Source organism: Henriciella pelagia, assembly GCF_002088945.1.
In the GTDB taxonomy this organism is placed as follows: domain Bacteria; phylum Pseudomonadota; class Alphaproteobacteria; order Caulobacterales; family Hyphomonadaceae; genus Henriciella; species Henriciella pelagia.
On sequence record NZ_NCSU01000015.1, the window covers coordinates 75,850 to 92,132 of the forward strand.

The window sequence follows — 16,283 nt, forward strand, 5'->3', positions numbered from 1 at the left end:
GTCCTCTCTTAAAGCGAAATATTGATGACGGTCGGGCTGACATAGCGATAGTCAGGCACCGGCAGGTTCGACGGTGCAGGACCACGCCGGATGCGGCCGGACGTATCATAGTGAGAGCCGTGGCATGGGCAGTACCAGCCACCAAAATCGCCCGTATTGCCCTGCGCGGGGCCAACGGGGACGCAGCCAAGGTGCGTACAGCTGCCTGACGTTACCAGGATGGCGCGGTTATACTCGCCATCAGGCAGCGGACGCAGGCGCTCATCATCGGTTTGCGGGTCGGGAAGCGTGCTGACATCGACACTTTCTGCGGCCGAAATCTCGGCTTGCGTCCGGTGACGGATGAAGAAGGGCTTGCCGCCGATCAGGACGCGAATCTCGCCGCCCAGCGGAACCTTGGACACATCTACTTCGAGGCTCGACGCCGCTTTGGTGTCACTCGCTGCGTTCATCTGGTCGACGAACACATATGCCAGTGCGCCTGCACCGGCCACAGCGGTCGCCGCCGTGGCGATGTGGATAAAATCGCGGCGATCCTCATCGATCGCTTCATGTGTCGTATTTTGCGCGTCGCTCACTCTCATCGTCCTCTGGTCAAGGATTTCTCCGACTGCATACATTAACGGGGCGAGAAATCATTGCGGCGCAACGCCGCAAAACAGACCTCCCCCGCATGTTCAGTCGCAGCGGTTAGCGCGCCCGTCCCGCCATTGCAAGCCGCGCATGTAGCCCTGCGGCGCTAAGACGCCATGTAAGCTGAATTTGCATGTCACAGCAGCAGCATTAGGAACATTACGTATTACGCAAAAGGCCGGCTTGGGCTGTGTGGCGCCAGTCAAACGGGAGATTTACATGTCAGACACCTTGCTGGAAACCCGCAAGACGAAGGCAAAAGCCTGGTTCGAATCACTTCAGGCCGACATCATGTCGCGGTTCGAAGCGCTCGAACGCGAAGCCCGGTCGCCGCTCTACAAGGGTGAGCCGGGGACGTTCGAAAAGACGCCCTGGACCCGCGGCGATGGCTCAGAAGACCTTGGCGGCGGCACGATGGCGATCATGAAGGGCAAGCTCTTCGAGAAGGTCGGCGTCCACGTTTCCTGCGTCTATGGCAGCTTTTCCGAAGCCTTCGCCGCGCAGATCCCCGGCGCCGACAAGTCCGGCGGCAAGTTCTGGGCGTCCGGCATCTCGCTCATCGCGCACATGCACAGCCCGCGCGTGCCAGCGGTCCACATGAACACGCGCATGCTCGTCACCTCCGAGAGCTGGTTCGGCGGCGGCGGCGACCTCACCCCCCTGCTCGACGATCAGCGCCAGGACGACTTTCCCGACACCCTCGACTTCCACGCCGCCTTCAAGGCCTGCTGCGACCGGCATGATCCGGAATACTATCCGCGCATGAAACGCCAGTGCGACGAATACTTCCACCTCGCCCACCGCGGCGAACCTCGCGGCACGGGCGGCATCTTCTATGACCGCCACAATACCGGCGACTGGGATGCCGACTTCGCCTTCACCCAGGATGTCGGCCGCACTTTCGCAGACATTTACCCTGAGCTTGTCCGCCGCCGCATGGTGGAAAGCTGGACGCCTGAGGAGCGCGAGGAACAGCTCATCCGCCGTGGCCGCTATGTCGAGTTCAACCTGCTTTATGACCGCGGCACGACTTTCGGCCTGAAGACCGGCGGCAATGTAAACTCCATCCTCTCCTCCATGCCACCCGTGGTGAAGTGGCCTTAAGGCATCAGACCGGCGCGGTATTCTCCCGCAGCCACTGAGCGTAGACTTCCGGCCCGATCTCGCCCGCCGCCAGCATAAGCGTCCAGGCTAACCGGTCCGCCATCGGCGCAGTTAGCACGAGGCCGTTCGCCCGCAGGAAGGTCAGGCAAGCGACATAGCCTGTGCGCTTATTCCCATCCACGAAAGGATGGTTCTGGATGATGCCCGCCCCGTAAAGCGCGCCGAGCATGCAAATGTCACTTTCGCCATAGCCGAAGGCGTTCAGCGCCCGCGCAAGGGCACTGTCCAGCAATCCTTCATCCCGCAGGCCTGTTGCACCGCCATGCAGTTCAAGCTGGCGCTCATGGACTCTCAGAATGAACGACTTGTCGAGCCATCTCGGCTCACTCATTTGGCAAGCGCCCGCAGCACAGCCCGGTTCTCGGCCATGATATCCTCGGCCATCGCCATCAGATCATCCGCTTCCCGGTCGACCACGACGAGCTCAATCCGGCCGTCTGGCAACCGGACCGCGTCAATCGAGTCGCCCTCGTCGACACCAAGCATGGCGAGCACGTCCTTGGGCAGAATGACACCAAGCGAGTTTCCGATCTTGCGAACTTTCATGCTCGCATTCATTGTCGGGTGAAGCGGCGCAGTGCCCGCTTCCTTCATGCCCTTGTCCTTTTCGCGGTCGGTCATCGCGCGCTCCATCGTTACAACATGAGTTATAACATGCTCGCCGGCCGCGCGCAATCAATCCAGCTCGGCCAACCGCGCCAGCAGCTCATCCCGATCCGGCTGGAAATCCTGCTCGATCCACCATTCCTCGAGGGTCCGCAGCGCTTGGCCGACCGCAGGTCCGGTGAGCCCCACCGCCAGCGCATCGTCGCCGCCAACCGAAAACTCCGGCCGCTTCCACGCCAGGATCGCATGAATGAGATCGCGCACATCCTTGCCCGACAGCATCGCCCGGTCCGCCACGGCCTGCGCGCCGTGCCAGTAGAGTGCCTTCCTCAGTTCCCGGCCATTGAACGCCGTCGGGTCCGGCAGATTGTCTGCGGCCCAGCGGCTGATGCGCTCGGTCTCGGCATTTGACATGCGCAAACGTTTCGACACCGCCATCACGGCCGCCGCGCTGCATGGAATGAGAGACATCAGGCGCAGCATCGGATCAGGTTTCGCCCTGACCAGTGCTTCGGTGACGCGCAGGTCGTAGAGCCCCTCCACCATGGTCGCCTCCGGCGCGATGATGGCGAGCACACCGCTTTTCAGCATTGCTTCGACAGCAATAGAGGGATCGGGCGCAGCGAGCAGCTTGTGAAACTCCTTCCAGATCCGCTCAACAGCAATCTGTTTCAGCCCATCCTTCTGGCGCTCGCAGGCGGCAAGGCCTTGCTCGTCTATCCCCGCGCCATACCAGGCATTGAACCGGAAGAAGCGCAGGATGCGAAGATAGTCCTCTTTCAGCCGTTCATCGCCGTCGCCAATAAAGATGACGGCTCCGGTCGATGCGTCCTCTATGCCGCCGCCCGTCGGGTCATACAGCGCGCCCGTGGCGTCCGCATAGATCGCGTTCAGCCGGAAATCGCGCCGCCCGGCATCTTCGGCCCAGTCCTGGGTGAACGCCACGACCGCGCGCCTGCCATCGGTCTCCACGTCACGGCGCAGCGTCGTGATCTCGAACGGCTTGCTGTTGACAACTGCGGTGACCGTGCCGTGATCGATGCCGGTCGGGATCGCCCGGATGCGCGCCGTCTCCAGCGCTTCCAAGACCTCGCTCGGTTCCAGTTGTGTGGCGATGTCGATATCGTCCACCGGTCGGCCCATCAGCGTATTGCGCACGCAGCCGCCGACAAAGCGCGAGCCGCCCGCCCAGCTCGCGTCGAGCGCGTCCATGACGGCACGTGTCTCGGCTGCTTTCAGCCAGTCTGCGTCTGCAATCGTCTTCATTCTGGAAGGTCTGGGTCGTCGGGCAAGGTATCGGACGCCGGCGGATCATCCTCCGGCCGCGCTTCAAGCGGGCCTGCGGGCGTCCCTGGTCCTGCCGGATCGGTCTCGCCGAGGCCATGCGCCCGGCTGCCGGGGTCTGTGCTGGCCGGAATGCCGAGATCGGATTTCTCCTTCGGGCACGGAACTTCCTCGCCGCCGACCATCCTGCCATCGACCAGCCTGCGCGGTTCGTAGCAGGTTTGACCGCTGCCACGGTCGAGAAAGATCAGGATCACCCAGGCCAGGATCGCGAAAGCCGCGCCGACGATGAAAAGGATGGTGATCGGCCAGGGCTTCTTGCCCTCCTCGATCGCTTCCTGCCGCGCCAGCCGGTACAGCCCGAACGCGATGAATGGCGTCAGGAAAATGACCAGTTCGAATATCAGCCTGTAGGTCACGCGGCTCTCTCCCCCGAATCATATAGGCGTTCATATAAAGCGCGGATGATCCCCGCCGTCACGCCCCAGATCCTGTGGCCCTCATATGGCATCTCATAATAGTCGCGTTCCACGCCGTGCCAGACCGTGGACCGGCGATGATGGTTCGCACCATCCATCAGGAAGGCGAGCGGTGTCTCGAACACGTCGGCAACTTCGGTCGGGTCGGGCTTCGCGACAAAGTCTGCCGGCAGCACCGCAATGACCGGAACAATGCGGAACGCCGTGCCAGTGAGATAGGGCGCACCGCGCGCAATCAGCTCCACACTGTCTGGCTCGACGCCAACCTCTTCATGCGCCTCGCGTACGGCAGCCTCGATTTCATCGGCATCGGCAGGGTCAACCTTGCCCCCCGGAAACGCGACCTGCCCGGCATGCGTCGGCATTGTATCGGGCCGGTGCGTCAACAGCGTCGTCGGCCCCTCGGCGCGCGGAATGATCGGCACCAGCACGGCGGCGCGGCGGATATTCTCGATCCCGGCCGCATCCAGCAGCTCGATATCGCCGCCTTCGGCAAGGCGCTCCTTGCCGGTCACGCTGTCGAGCCGCAGGCGGGCGCGCGCGAGGAAGTCTTCGAGGTCGATAAAGGCCATGCCGTCAACGTCTCACTTAAGTGCCGGCAGGCCCAAGATCATAAAACGCGCCCTGAGACCAGACCCCAAGCCGCTCTTCGTCGCCATCCGGCGCGGGCTCAGCCAGCTCTGCCAGTTCGTAGAAAGCCGGCCGCGTCAGCTTCGCCTCCAGCCGGCCGCGCACAAACACATAGGGTGATGGCTCGAGCGTCTCCGGGTCGGTTTCCACCCGCAAGGGATGATCCGGCCCGACCACTACGACATCGCCGAGATTCGTCTTCATAACGATCTGCTGGTCCCGGCCGCGCTCGCCTGCCACGTCCACCCGCACCGCCATGAAAGGCGCATCCTCGACATGCACGACGACTTTTTCATACGGGGTGACCAGCCAGAATGAGCCATCCGCATCGCGTCGCAGGATTGTCGAGAACAGCTTCACCAGCTTTTCACGCTTGATCTGGCCGCCTTCATGCCACCAGCTGCCATCGGCTCGGATTTCCATGTCGATATCGGTTGAACGTTCCGGACTCCATGCGTCCACGGGCGGCAATTTGCGCCCTGACGGGTCCGGTGCGATCTGTTTCAGCAGGTCGTCGAGGCTGATTGCAGTGTTTTGATTGGATTTCACGTCGCGCTCCGCCATGATTTTGCCTAGACGTAAGTCTCATGTACCCGGGAGTGAAGACGGAGACCTCATGGCAGACGACAATCAGGCAATTGTACAGGACGCAGAAGCAGCCGGCGAAACCCTTGCCAGGGTCAAGGACGAGATCGCGAAAGCCATTTTCGGCCAGGAGCGCGTCATCGAGCTTGCCCTCTCGGCCATTCTCGCAGGTGGCCACGCGCTGCTGATCGGCGCACCCGGCCTGGCAAAGACCCGCCTCGTCGAGGCGCTGGGGACTGCGCTCGGCCTTGATTCGGCCCGCATCCAGTTCACGCCAGACCTTATGCCATCGGACATTCTCGGCTCCGAAGTGCTGGACGAAAGCGCCTCTGGTGAGCGCAGCTTCCGCTTCATCAAGGGCCCGATCTTCACCCAGCTGCTAATGGCGGACGAAATCAACCGCGCCTCCCCCCGCACCCAGTCTGCCCTCCTCCAGGCCATGCAGGAACGCCATGTCACCGTTGCGGGCGTGCGTTATGACCTTCCCGCGCCCTTCCACGTCCTCGCCACACAGAACCCGATTGAACAGGAAGGCACCTATCCGCTGCCCGAAGCCCAGCTCGACCGCTTCCTCCTGAAGATCGATGTGTCCTATCCCGATGTCGATACCGAACGTAAAATCCTTATCGAGACGACGGGCCTCGGCGATGCGAAGGTCGAGGCTGCGCTCACCGCCGAAGAGCTGATGAAGCTGCAGACCCTTGTTCGCCAGATGCCCGTCGGTGAGAAAGTCCTCGCCGCCATCCTCGCCACCGTACGCGAAGCCCGTCCCGAACAGACCTCCGATGACCGCGTCAAACGCTTCGTCGACTGGGGGCCATCCCCGCGCGCCGGTCAGGCCCTCATGCTCGCCTGCCGCGCCCGTGCGCTCCTGCGCGGCCGTCTCTCGCCTTCGCTGGAAGATGTCGAGGCGTTGGCAGAACCCTGCCTCGGCCACCGCATGGCCATGCGCTACGACCCGACCGGACAGGCCCCGCCCCTTCGTGACCTCATCGGAGACCTTGCGAGGGCCCCTGCCTGAGATGAAGCCGGCTCTCCAGACGCGAACAGGGCTGGTAACGCTCGGGCTGGCAGGTCTCAGCGCAATGAGCGCGTGCGCGCCAGCCACGCGCGGGCCCGATGCCGATGAGATGGGCGCCTGCTATCGCGCGATTCAGGTCGCAGCCATCGCCATTCAGGCCGATGGGGTAGAGCTGACACCGGACGAGATTGCCCTCGCCGCCGATACGCTTGTGGAGGCTCGAACCGATATCGTCCTCGCCTGGGCCGCGCGCGAGGGCGTCGCCTTGAAGCGCGATGACCTCACCTATGAAACGCCGCTCGCCGTGGACTTCCTGCGCGGTATCGAGGCCGAAGCCGCCCTGTCCCGGCAGGCGATCCAGAATGAAATGGTCGAGGCGGACGAGCACCCCGACCAGTGGTCGGCCAAGCTGGATGCCGCCCATGCATGCACCGGAAAGATCGCTTCATGATGGATCTTGCCGCCCTCCGCGCTGAAGCCGAACTTCTGGCCCGCTCCCTGCCCGGTCTCAATCTCAAGGCCCGCGCCGCTGATGCTGCCCATCTCGGCGCAGCCGGCCGCAAGCGTGCAGGCACGGGTGAGCAGTTCTGGCAATACCGCCACTATGCGGATGAGGATGCCGCCCAGCGTGTTGACTGGCGCAAGTCCGCGCGCGGCGACGAGCTTTTCGTCCGAGAGACCGAACTTGAAACTGCCCGCACAGTTCTCTTCTGGTGCGACCAGTCCGGCAGCTTCAACTGGACCGGTCAGGCCAGCCGCATCACCAAGGCTGACGCCGCCCGGATCGCCATGCTCGCCGCAGGCCTGCTGCTCTCCAAGGCGGGCGAGCGTATCGGCGTGCTCGGCAGCGGCCGTCCCGCAAGCTTTGGCCGCGCCGCCGGTGAACGTCTTGCCGAAGACCTCAAACAATCCTCCAGCGCCAATTTTCCGGCACCGCCCAGATCGCAGGCCATCTTCGTTATCGCCAGCGATTTCTATGACCCGATCGAGAGCTGGCGCGATCGCCTCGCCAACCTCGCCGCCCGGTCAAAGGAAGGCATCCTGATTGCCGTCAGCGATCCGCTGGAAGAAGACTTCCCATGGCGGGGCCGCACCCGATTTTCCCGGCCGGGAGCCCAGCTTTTCCGCATCTTCGGCCGCGCCGAAACCGTGCGCGATGAATACCTCACCCGCTTCGACCAGCATTTCGCCGCGCTTGAACAGCTCGCCGCGAGCTTCGGCTGGCAGCTGGTGCGCCATTCCACCGGCAATCACCTGCTCAAGCTTGGCGCAGACCTCAAGGCCGCTCTCGAAACCTTTGGCGCGCGCCTATGATGCTCGGCCCCTTCCTCTTCGGCGCGCCGCTCGCGCTCATTGGCCTCATCGCCCTGCCGGTGATCTGGTACATCTTGCGTGCAACGCCGCCGGCCCCGAAAGAGGCGGACCTGCCATCGCTGCGCCTGCTCGATGATTACACCGCGCAGGAAGAAGAACCGGCCCGCACGCCCTGGTGGATCCTGCTTTTGCGCCTCGTGGCTGCAGCAGCGGCGATCATCGGCCTGTCACAGCCCGTCTATGCCCCCGGCGCCAGCCCGGCATCGGAATCGTCCGGCCCGGTTCTCGTCGTACTCGACAATGGCTGGACGTCTGCCGCCCGCTGGAGCGAGATGCGCACCGTCGCTGCCAGCGCCCTTGACGGCGAAGCACGCAACACCCCCGCCCACCTCCTGCTGACTGCGCCCCGCACCCTGAACGTCGATCCGGCCGAGCGCCTCTCCAAGACTGAGCTTCCCCAGCGCGTGAACTCGCTCGACCCGGTCAGCTGGGACGTTGACCGCGCCAATGCACTGGAGCGCCTCGACGCCTCGGGCCTGCAGCCGGGCCGTATCTTCTGGATCACGGACGGACTGACACCGGATACCGCCATTCCCTTCGCGCGCGATCTTGCCGCCCGCGCCCCGCTCAGCATCTACGCCGCCCCGCCGCGCGGCCCAGTCGCGATTACCGGGCTGAGCTCGGATGCAGAAGGTGCGAGCGTCGAACTCACCCGCGCTGCCCTTGCCAGTGATGCGACCTATTTCGTCTCCGCCCTGACCCTTGATGGCGCGGCGATCGGAACGGCGCAGGCCGCCTTTACCGAAGGCAATGCGACCGCCCTTGCCGGTTTCGACATTCCGGCCGCCGCCCTTGCCCGCGTTGCCCGCTTCCAGATCACCGGCGCAGATGGCGCAGGCGCAGTCTGGCTCTGGGACAGCTCTGCCCGCTCGCGCCGCGTCGGTCTTGTCTCAGGCGATGCCACGGCCCAGCCGCTCCTGTCGGACATGCACTATGTCCGCAAGGCGCTTGAGCCCTTCGCCAGCATCACGGAAGGCGACATTGTCGATCTCATCGCCGCCAATCCGGACGCCATCATCATGACTGACATTGGCCGTCTCTCCCCGGATGTGGAGGCAGACGTCGCCGCATGGGTCGAAAAAGGCGGCGCGCTCATCCGGTTCGCAGGCCCCCGCATGGCCGCACAGTCCGACAGCCTCGTTCCGACGCCGCTGCGCCGCTCATCACGCGCCATTGGCGGTGCCCTCACCTGGGAAGAACCGCAATCCATCGGAAGCTTTCCCGATGGCTCCCCCTTTGCTGGCCTCAGCGCGCCGGAAGACCTCAAAATTCGCCAGCAGGTGCTGGCCCGCCCTGACCCGGAGCTGGCCAATCGCACCTGGGCCCGCCTCACAGACGGCTCGCCCCTCGTCACTGCCGCCCCGCGCGGACAGGGCATGCTCGTCCTCTTCCACGTCACCGCTGGGCCGGACTGGTCGGACGTTTCCTATTCTGGCCTCTTTGTCGAGATGCTGCGCCGGGCCATCGCTGCCGGACGCGGTGAAGCGGTCGCAGACGCGGAAGGCACCTATTCGCCGGATATCGTCCTCAATGGCTATGGCCGTCTCGTCAGCCCCGATTCCAGCGCAACACCTGTCGCCGCCGCAGACTTTGCCGACATCACGCCAAGTGAAGCCAACCCGCCTGGCCTCTATCGCGGCCCCGCCGGCACCCGCGCCATCAATGCCGGCGACGGCGCCACGATCAGGCTGATGACAGACTGGCCGGCCAGTGCGCGCCTGCTTGGCGACGCGGAGGCCAGATCCCTGCGCCTTGGCGGCCCGCTGCTCGGCCTTGCCGGACTGCTCCTCGCCATCGACCTTATCGTCGCACTCGCCATCGCAGGCCGCCTGCCGCTCCCCGGCCGCGCCAGCCAGGCCGTCATCGGCGTCCTCGCCCTCGCCAGCCTCGGCGTCATCGCCGCCCCGTCAGCCGACGCCCAACAGCCCTACCGGCCAAGCCCCTATGGCTATGGCATCAGCCCCGGCTATGGCGCAGACATCAACGTCAAGGGCGAGATCGACAAGGCGACCGAAGCCGCGCTCGACATGCGCCTCGCCTACATCCCGACCGGCGATGCCAGTGTCGACCGCGCCACGCTGGCGGGCCTTCGCGGTCTCTCCCTCATGCTCTACCGGCGCACCTCGGTCGAACCGGCCGAACCGCATGAAGTGAACCCCGAAACCGACGCGCTCGACGTCTATCCCGTCATCTTCATCGGCCTGTCGGATGCCGCCGCGCCGCTCTCGGCCGATGCCGTGCGCCGCCTCAATGACTATCTGCGCAATGGCGGCGCCCTCTTCATCGACACCCGAAGGGGCGGCGACGCGGCGAGCACGAACAATTTCGCAGATCTCGAACGCGTTCTTTCCGGCCTCGATACCCCGCCGCTCGAGCCTGTCCCCACCGACCATGTCCTCACCCGCAGCTTCTATCTGCTCGACGGTTTCCCCGGCCGCTATGAGAACCGCCGCCTCTGGATCGAATCCTCCGGCATCGGCGAAAAGACAGAGCGCCGCGGCGACGGCGTCTCGCGCCTGATCATTGGCGACGCCGACTATCTCGCCGCCTGGGCCGTGGATGAGCGCGGCCGCCCGATCTACAGCGTCGATGGCGGCGACGAGCAACGCGAAATGGCCCGCCGCTTCGGCATCAACCTCATCATGTACGTCCTCACCGGCAATTATAAGGAAGACCAGGTCCACATCCCGGCCCTGCTCGAACGCCTCGGACAGGGCGATGAGGGCGAGGATGACTTCAACATTGACGACATCCCCCGCATCCAGGATGGGGGCCCGCAATGACCGAAGCCGGACGCATCAGTTTCGACCCGCTGCTTGGCTGGCCCGTCCTCTGGGCCCTGCTTGCCGTGGTCGCCATCTGCTTTGCCGCCTATCTCAGATGGCGCGGCGCTGCCTGGCTCACCCGCCTTGCCGCCTTCACCGTGCTCGCCGCCGCCCTGTCGAACCCCGCCTATGTCCGCGAGGAGCGCGAGCCCCTGCCATCGGTCGCAGCCCTCATCATCGACCGCTCCGAAAGCATGAGCTTCGGCGAGCGCACCGCCATCGCAGACCGCGCCCTCGACGCCTTCCGCGAGAGCATGGACGCCGACGCCTCGCTAGAGCTGCGCCTTCTCGAATCCGACCCGAACGCTGACGGCACAGACCTTGTTGCCGCCCTCGAAGGCCTGATGGCGGACGTCCCGCGTGACCGCATTGCCGGCTCCATCCTCGTCACCGACGGCCAGGTTCACGACGTGCCGGAAGACCTCTCCCCGCTTGCCGCCCTTGGCCCCGTCCACGCCGTCATCACCGGCGACCCGGATTCAGGCGACCGCCGCATCACCCTCGTCCAGTCGCCTGACTTCGGCATTGTCGGCGAGAACGCCCCCTTCATTGTCCGCGTTGACGACCCGGCAGCCGACACCGCCGCCGTCTCCATCTCCGTCAATGGCGGCCTGCCCCAGCGCATCACCGTCCAGACCGGCACCGACACGCCCATGCCAATCGAGATCGAGCGCCGCGGCGACAATATCGTCGTCGTCGAGACGCCCCCCGGCGAGCAGGAGCTCACCCTCGCCAACAACCGCACCGCCGCCACGCTCTCAGGCGTGCGCGACCGTCTGCGCGTCCTCCTCATCACCGGCAAGCCGAATGCCGCCGGCCGTGTCTGGCGTGACCTCCTCAAATCCGACCCCTCGGTCGATCTCGTCCACTTCACCATCCTCAGGCCCCCCTTCAAGCAGGACATCACCCCGCTGGAAGAGATGGCCCTCATCGCCTTCCCCACCGATGAACTGTTCGAGGAAAAGCTGGACGAGTTCGACCTCATCATCTTCGACCAGTATGAGCGCCGCACCGTCATCACCATGTCCTACCTCGCTAATATGGCGCGCTATGTTGCCGATGGCGGGGCGCTTCTGATTGCGGCGGGAGAGGATTTTGCCGGCCCCGCCTCCCTCGCCAATACGCCGCTCGCAGGCGTGCTCCCGGCGCTGCCGACCAATACGATAGAAGTCGGCAAGTTCACGCCGGAGCTTTCTGACACAGGCCGCCGCCACACCGTCACCGAAGCCCTCGATGGCCGCTCATGGGGCGGCTGGGTGCGTTACATTGGCGCCACCGCCGAAGCCGGCGACGTCCTCATGACCGCCGAGAATGGCGACCCGCTCCTCGTCGTCGACCGCGTCGGCGAAGGCCGCGTGGCACAGCTCCTCTCCGGGCAGATCTGGCTCTGGGCGCGCGGACATGATGGCGGCGGGCCCTTCGCAGAGCTGATCCGCCGCATGGTCCACTGGCTGATGAAAGAGCCTGAGCTGGAAGAGCGACAGCTCCGCCTCGAAGCCCAGGGCGACACCGTCCGCGCCACGCTGCGCACCCTGTCGGACAATGCCCCGCCGCTCACCATCGAGACGCCCGACGGCACCACCATGGAGCCCGCCTGGCAGGCGGTCGGCCCCGGCGAATTTGCCGCCGAAGCCCCGATTGACCGGCTCGGGCTTTTCAGGGCGCGCTCTGGTGGCCTCGAAGCCGTCACCCTGAACGGACCGGTAAACCCCAAGGAATACGCCGCCCTCGAAGCGACCCCTGACGTGCTCACCCCGCTCGCGGAACGCACCGGCGGCGGAATCTATGAAGTCGACAGCCCCTCAGACAGCCTGCCGGACATCCGCCGCGTCGGCCGCAGCGCCGGTGCCGAGGGCACGAACTGGCTGGGCCTGCGCGAGAGAGGCGCCTACGCCGTCCGCAGCTCCACCAGCCTGCCGCTCCTACCGGGCATACTGGCGATGGCGCTTATTGTGGCGTTGCTGATGCTGGCCTGGAGACGTGAGGGGCGTTAGGGGGCGGGGCCAGGACCGCTTAAATCCAGAAAGCGGACAGTCCGCTGCAGCTGCACCTGGGGCAAATATTTGCCAAGAGTGTAGGAACGACTGAGCTTCCGCAATGTCGGCAACCATCATTCGAACAATCGTAGGGCGGTGTTGAGGCCGAAGGCCGATACCCGCCGTGACAACGACTGAACCAGCCGGCAGGTTGGGATAGCGGGTATCACTGCGTTCAACCCGCCCTACGTTGCTCGGTCTTCGCGAAAGAGGCGCCTACGCCGTCCGCAGCTCCACCAGCCTGCCGCTCCTACCGGGCATATTGGCGATGGCGCTGATCGTCTTGTTGCTGATGCTGGCCTGGCGGCGTGAGGGGCGGTAAAGCACACAACACGCTAGCGTATTGAACTAGGAGCGCTTGATCGCGGTCCAGCCTGAGGTTCTGTTCAAACCCGATCCAGATGTTACGGAAGTCCGCCTTACAGTGTCAGCACCTTCGTATTTTACGTCAAAATCTACCCTTGCCACCTCGTTCTGAAAGGCACCGAACGTCTTTCGAAAGGCTTCTAGGATCTCCACATTTTCAACAGACTGCGCTTTCGCATTCGGGTTGTTTCGAGGAGACGGGATCGTTTCGGGAAATGTATAAATGCATGGTGGAGGCAATGAGAATGGACCCACCATATTCTTTCGATTCGGGTCAGCAATTAGCTTTGGACAAGGTCTGCCGACGGTGCCGCAAACCATATCCCAGATGATCAATCCGTCGACACGCTGCTCCCGCGAGATAATCTCTGCACTCAATCTCGTATGAACGCCCGACCAAGCGTTATGCTCAGGATCAGCTCCCGGATTGGTGCAAACGCTCCATACAATAAATTCTTGTGCATGTGGAGGCCGCTCGAAAATGTTGGTGTTATTTCCATCCAAACATCCTTTCAGCTCAATCGCGGCAACGCGCTCAGAGCAAAGCGTCACTACGTAATCATGCCGATTAGCTTCTCCCGCAGATTCCCAACCTTTTATCGTTCCTGCGTCCTGCATGTGGTTCAGCACATGCTGCACGAACTCACGTTTTGGCTGCATCGTCGCCGAGAATTGGCCTCTCACGCGCTCTATAGCGCCCCTGAATAATCCTGACCGATAAAACTCATCTTCAGAAAGTCCGTGAGAACCCAATGTGTGGGCTTGTGTCTTTAGCACTTCAGCAAACTCTTCGATTTGCTCTTTTAGTGATGCATTTCTCTGGCAAGGAATAATTTTCATGCAGCTTTTTTGTCTGCAGAAAGATAGGGTTGTAAAGTATCCTCAAAAATCGACTTCACCAAGAAATTAACCACTGGGACTACTACGCCGTCACCAGTTAGATGGTAAGATTCATTGTACTTTTCTGGAAGAATGTAACTGTCCGGCAGTCCCATTAGCCGGGCAGTTTCACGAGCCGAAATCAGTCGAATACCTATTTCGTCGCCGTCCACCACTATAACCAATTGGCGAGATGATCCGCCGGCCGGCGTCCTGAGACAACCTGCAACCCCATCAAAGCGGACCTCTGCTCGTTGTACTTTTCGACCGAATTCGTCTCGACGTGTACGTTTGTAGACCGTGCCAACGCACCGCTTTCCACTTTCCTGGCAGGCACGCACCTTCGCAATGTTTCTCTCGGACATCATCGACAGCAACTTGTCCGTTTGTGTTTGATCAAACCATTCTGAGTTTTGAAGCGAACCTTCAATAATGGAATTCAAGTCAGCCTTCATTTCCGGCGGGTTTGGAAGATTCCACCAAACCCATTTGTTCTTGGATTCCGCTGGTAGCCTTTCGACGGCACGCTGTAGCGCCTTTGTGTGAAACCGAGGGTCAGGTTCCGAGCGTATTAAATTCTGCGGAACATCGACGTTGTGCCGCACTCCAATAACGAAGAGTCTTGGACGCGACTGAGGCACAAACAATGAAGCGTCAATTACGACGGCTCCCACTTGATACCCAATTGACCGGTACGCATCACAAATGGCGGCAAAATCTTTGCCTTCATGGCTCGTCAGCGTACCAGCGACGTTCTCTAGCGCGATGATTTCAGGCGCACGGCCCTCATCGGTCAAATCGCACATCAATTTCCAGAATGGCCAGAACGTGCCGGAGCGATCACCTTTCAAACCCGCTCCGCTTCCGGCCAAAGATAAGTCCTGGCAAGGGAAGGATGCCCAAGCAACGTTTGCGGTTTCTGAAAATTGTGATGTTGATACATCACGTATATCACCGTGCACCAAGGTGCCATCGTTTGGGTAATTGCGGAGATAGGTCTCACACTTCTTGATGTCAAAATCGTTTGCAAAAACACAGTTCCATTTCGAACCGAAACCGGCTCTCGCCATTCCCCCGCCGCAAAAGAATTCGTAGAAATTTAGCATTTTTGCTCCCAACCGCGCCGATTGAATCTGGATTCACTGTTGAGGTCAAAACTATAAATCAGGACAAGAACATTTCAAGAACTATTTCTCCCTCTGCGTGTTTTGGTATTTTTTACAACCAGCAAGAAAATTAATTCCATCCCCCTCCCTCAGCTCCCGGTTATAACCCTGCCGCATGGAGCTGACCCTCTCGATGATATGGAGCTGTCTGATGCGGGTGCCGGTGCGGCACTGGCGGGTGCTGTTCCATAATCTCGGCCGCCTGCATGTCACCTTCGAGACAGCGCGGGCCGAGGGTCGCAGCTGGATCACCTGGCATCTGCGCGATGATGGCGTCATCTGGATCTCGGCCTGGGAAGAGACCGAGGCCGAAAAGCGCGCGAAATGCGCCCTGCCGGGCGGGTTTGACCGCACGCCCTGGACGCGCATGGAGCATGCCTTCGAGCCCAGCCTCCTCGCCCATCTTGGCGCGCGTCTGGCAAGCGCCCACGTCCACGCCGCCCTTACACTCACCGCCGCCACCAGCCTCGCCCTCAAGGGCGGCGCCAGCGGCCTTGCCTGTCTCCCCCTGCTCGCCCTGCCGCCGCCCTGACGCATTTCAGTTTCCTTCATGGTGAGCGAAGTCGAAGGGCGCTCACCATGAAGGCTTTCTTTCCAGATAAATCGCCCACCGCACTCCAGAACCGGAGCCTGCGGGCGCTGCTGCTGCCCGCCATATCCCCCGCTCCTCCCTTTGCCCTCCAAGCCCTGTTCTCGTACCTGCTCTCCAGCCGCCGCCCTGACCCTTCTCATCGTCATCCCGGAAAAGCCGTCAGGCTTTGTCCGGGACCCAGTGCCTCTCGTGGCCCAGGTCCCGGCCCTCCGCTCCGCTACGGCCGGGATGACGCCAATCAAGCCTTGCGTGACACCCACCAGCAACCGGCATGCTTTCTCCAACATCCGCCAGTCCCTGCGAAGGCAGGGACCCATGGTCAGACCGCGCGCCAGGACCTGCTCTCCCATCATGGAGACCCGCCCCTCATGGTGAGCGGCGTCAAAGAACCCCGCTCATTCCGGATCAAAGCCGGCATGATCGCCCCCCAAGCTGCGTCACCCTCGACCGCGCAGCGGTCTGGGGGTCCATCTCCTGCCCTCACAGCAGGCGTACACGTCGCCGGAAGGAGTTGGGCACTCAGATGAGCGAGCGCTCATCGAGTGTGACGCCAGCGATCCGTCGTTGCGCATTCCCCCCCTTCACCGGAAAGCGCGGCCACCCTGCACGCGCAATGACCATTGCATCTACCCCCGTACCGCCC

At 62.8% G+C, this 16,283-nt stretch carries 16 protein-coding genes; 7 read left to right on the plus strand and 9 right to left on the minus strand.

Going from position 1 to position 16,283, the window contains the following annotated elements; genetic code table 11:
* Positions 1-8: 8 nt before the first annotated feature.
* Complete coding sequence (petA, locus tag B8746_RS14945) at positions 9-584, minus strand: ubiquinol-cytochrome c reductase iron-sulfur subunit (protein WP_095380899.1); 576 nt, start codon at positions 582-584, stop codon at positions 9-11.
* 268 nt (positions 585-852) lie between these two features.
* Here petA and hemF point away from each other — a divergent pair, with 268 nt between their 5' ends.
* Positions 853-1,737 carry an oxygen-dependent coproporphyrinogen oxidase gene (gene hemF, locus B8746_RS14950; protein ID WP_084394511.1) on the plus strand — a complete coding sequence of 295 codons (885 nt, stop codon included), beginning with the start codon at positions 853-855 and terminating at the stop codon, positions 1,735-1,737.
* 4 nt (positions 1,738-1,741) lie between these two features.
* Here the strand turns inward: hemF and B8746_RS14955 are convergent, their stop codons facing one another.
* The 6 genes from B8746_RS14955 to B8746_RS14980 are packed head-to-tail and all read right to left on the minus strand — an operon-like array spanning position 1,742 to position 5,345.
* A complete protein-coding gene (locus tag B8746_RS14955; protein WP_084394512.1) occupies positions 1,742-2,128 on the minus strand; it encodes a type II toxin-antitoxin system death-on-curing family toxin in 387 nt (128 codons plus the stop codon).
* Positions 2,125-2,418 carry an AbrB/MazE/SpoVT family DNA-binding domain-containing protein gene (locus B8746_RS14960; RefSeq protein ID WP_233124356.1) on the minus strand — a complete coding sequence of 98 codons (294 nt, stop codon included), beginning with the start codon at positions 2,416-2,418 and terminating at the stop codon, positions 2,125-2,127. Before B8746_RS14960 ends, B8746_RS14955 begins: the two co-directional genes overlap by 4 nt.
* Positions 2,419-2,472: 54 nt before the next feature.
* A complete protein-coding gene (locus B8746_RS14965; protein ID WP_084394513.1) occupies positions 2,473-3,669 on the minus strand; it encodes a CCA tRNA nucleotidyltransferase in 1,197 nt (398 codons plus the stop codon).
* Positions 3,666-4,106 (minus strand): DUF6111 family protein, encoded by a 441-nt coding sequence (locus B8746_RS14970; RefSeq protein ID WP_084394514.1) that lies wholly within the window; start codon positions 4,104-4,106, stop codon positions 3,666-3,668. Before B8746_RS14970 ends, B8746_RS14965 begins: the two co-directional genes overlap by 4 nt.
* Positions 4,103-4,738 (minus strand): CoA pyrophosphatase, encoded by a 636-nt coding sequence (locus B8746_RS14975; protein WP_084394515.1) that lies wholly within the window; start codon positions 4,736-4,738, stop codon positions 4,103-4,105. The genes B8746_RS14970 and B8746_RS14975 overlap by 4 nt, the downstream gene beginning before the upstream one ends.
* A gap of 16 nt (positions 4,739-4,754) precedes the next feature.
* Positions 4,755-5,345, minus strand: coding sequence for a DUF1285 domain-containing protein (locus B8746_RS14980; protein WP_233124358.1), 591 nt, complete (start codon positions 5,343-5,345; stop codon positions 4,755-4,757).
* Positions 5,346-5,412: 67 nt separating this feature from the next.
* On the opposite strand from B8746_RS14980, the gene B8746_RS14985 reads away from it, so the two are divergent.
* From B8746_RS14985 to B8746_RS15005, 5 genes are read left to right on the plus strand one after another with little or no spacing between them, the layout of a single operon-like run.
* Complete coding sequence (locus B8746_RS14985; RefSeq protein ID WP_084394517.1) at positions 5,413-6,402, plus strand: AAA family ATPase; 990 nt, start codon at positions 5,413-5,415, stop codon at positions 6,400-6,402.
* A gap of 1 nt (position 6,403) precedes the next feature.
* Complete coding sequence (locus tag B8746_RS14990; RefSeq protein ID WP_084394518.1) at positions 6,404-6,853, plus strand: hypothetical protein; 450 nt, start codon at positions 6,404-6,406, stop codon at positions 6,851-6,853.
* On the plus strand, positions 6,829-7,716 hold the full coding sequence (locus B8746_RS14995; RefSeq protein ID WP_233124360.1) for a DUF58 domain-containing protein: 888 nt from the start codon (positions 6,829-6,831) through the stop codon (positions 7,714-7,716). Before B8746_RS14990 ends, B8746_RS14995 begins: the two co-directional genes overlap by 25 nt.
* Positions 7,713-10,559, plus strand: coding sequence for a DUF4159 domain-containing protein (locus B8746_RS15000; RefSeq protein WP_084394519.1), 2,847 nt, complete (start codon positions 7,713-7,715; stop codon positions 10,557-10,559). Before B8746_RS14995 ends, B8746_RS15000 begins: the two co-directional genes overlap by 4 nt.
* Positions 10,556-12,595, plus strand: a complete 2,040-nt coding sequence (locus B8746_RS15005; protein WP_084394520.1) for a hypothetical protein — start codon at positions 10,556-10,558, stop codon at positions 12,593-12,595. Before B8746_RS15000 ends, B8746_RS15005 begins: the two co-directional genes overlap by 4 nt.
* A 390-nt stretch (positions 12,596-12,985) precedes the next feature.
* Here B8746_RS15005 and B8746_RS15010 read toward each other — a convergent pair whose 3' ends face one another.
* Positions 12,986-13,843 carry a hypothetical protein gene (locus B8746_RS15010; protein WP_084394521.1) on the minus strand — a complete coding sequence of 286 codons (858 nt, stop codon included), beginning with the start codon at positions 13,841-13,843 and terminating at the stop codon, positions 12,986-12,988.
* The gene (locus B8746_RS15015; protein WP_084394522.1) at positions 13,840-14,988 is read right to left on the minus strand and encodes a DNA cytosine methyltransferase; all 1,149 of its coding nucleotides are present in this window, start codon (positions 14,986-14,988) and stop codon (positions 13,840-13,842) included. The genes B8746_RS15010 and B8746_RS15015 overlap by 4 nt, the downstream gene beginning before the upstream one ends.
* A gap of 211 nt (positions 14,989-15,199) precedes the next feature.
* On the opposite strand from B8746_RS15015, the gene B8746_RS15020 reads away from it, so the two are divergent.
* Positions 15,200-15,580, plus strand: a complete 381-nt coding sequence (locus B8746_RS15020; protein WP_143434621.1) for a hypothetical protein — start codon at positions 15,200-15,202, stop codon at positions 15,578-15,580.
* Positions 15,581-16,283: the final 703 nt, after the last annotated feature.

Coding starts and splice junctions, on each gene's coding strand:
- B8746_RS14955 (WP_084394512.1), bottom strand. CDS start 2,128: ATGAGTGAGCCGAGATGGCTCGACAAGTCGTTCATTCTGAGAGTCCAT.
- B8746_RS15015 (WP_084394522.1), bottom strand. CDS start 14,988: ATGCTAAATTTCTACGAATTCTTTTGCGGCGGGGGAATGGCGAGAGCC.
- B8746_RS14960 (WP_233124356.1), bottom strand. CDS start 2,418: ATGACCGACCGCGAAAAGGACAAGGGCATGAAGGAAGCGGGCACTGCG.
- B8746_RS15010 (WP_084394521.1), bottom strand. CDS start 13,843: ATGAAAATTATTCCTTGCCAGAGAAATGCATCACTAAAAGAGCAAATC.
- B8746_RS14985 (WP_084394517.1), top strand. CDS start 5,413: ATGGCAGACGACAATCAGGCAATTGTACAGGACGCAGAAGCAGCCGGC.
- B8746_RS15005 (WP_084394520.1), top strand. CDS start 10,556: ATGACCGAAGCCGGACGCATCAGTTTCGACCCGCTGCTTGGCTGGCCC.
- B8746_RS14990 (WP_084394518.1), top strand. CDS start 6,404: ATGAAGCCGGCTCTCCAGACGCGAACAGGGCTGGTAACGCTCGGGCTG.
- B8746_RS15020 (WP_143434621.1), top strand. CDS start 15,200: ATGCGGGTGCCGGTGCGGCACTGGCGGGTGCTGTTCCATAATCTCGGC.
- B8746_RS14975 (WP_084394515.1), bottom strand. CDS start 4,738: ATGGCCTTTATCGACCTCGAAGACTTCCTCGCGCGCGCCCGCCTGCGG.
- petA (WP_095380899.1), bottom strand. CDS start 584: ATGAGAGTGAGCGACGCGCAAAATACGACACATGAAGCGATCGATGAG.
- B8746_RS14995 (WP_233124360.1), top strand. CDS start 6,829: ATGCACCGGAAAGATCGCTTCATGATGGATCTTGCCGCCCTCCGCGCT.
- B8746_RS15000 (WP_084394519.1), top strand. CDS start 7,713: ATGATGCTCGGCCCCTTCCTCTTCGGCGCGCCGCTCGCGCTCATTGGC.
- hemF (WP_084394511.1), top strand. CDS start 853: ATGTCAGACACCTTGCTGGAAACCCGCAAGACGAAGGCAAAAGCCTGG.
- B8746_RS14965 (WP_084394513.1), bottom strand. CDS start 3,669: ATGAAGACGATTGCAGACGCAGACTGGCTGAAAGCAGCCGAGACACGT.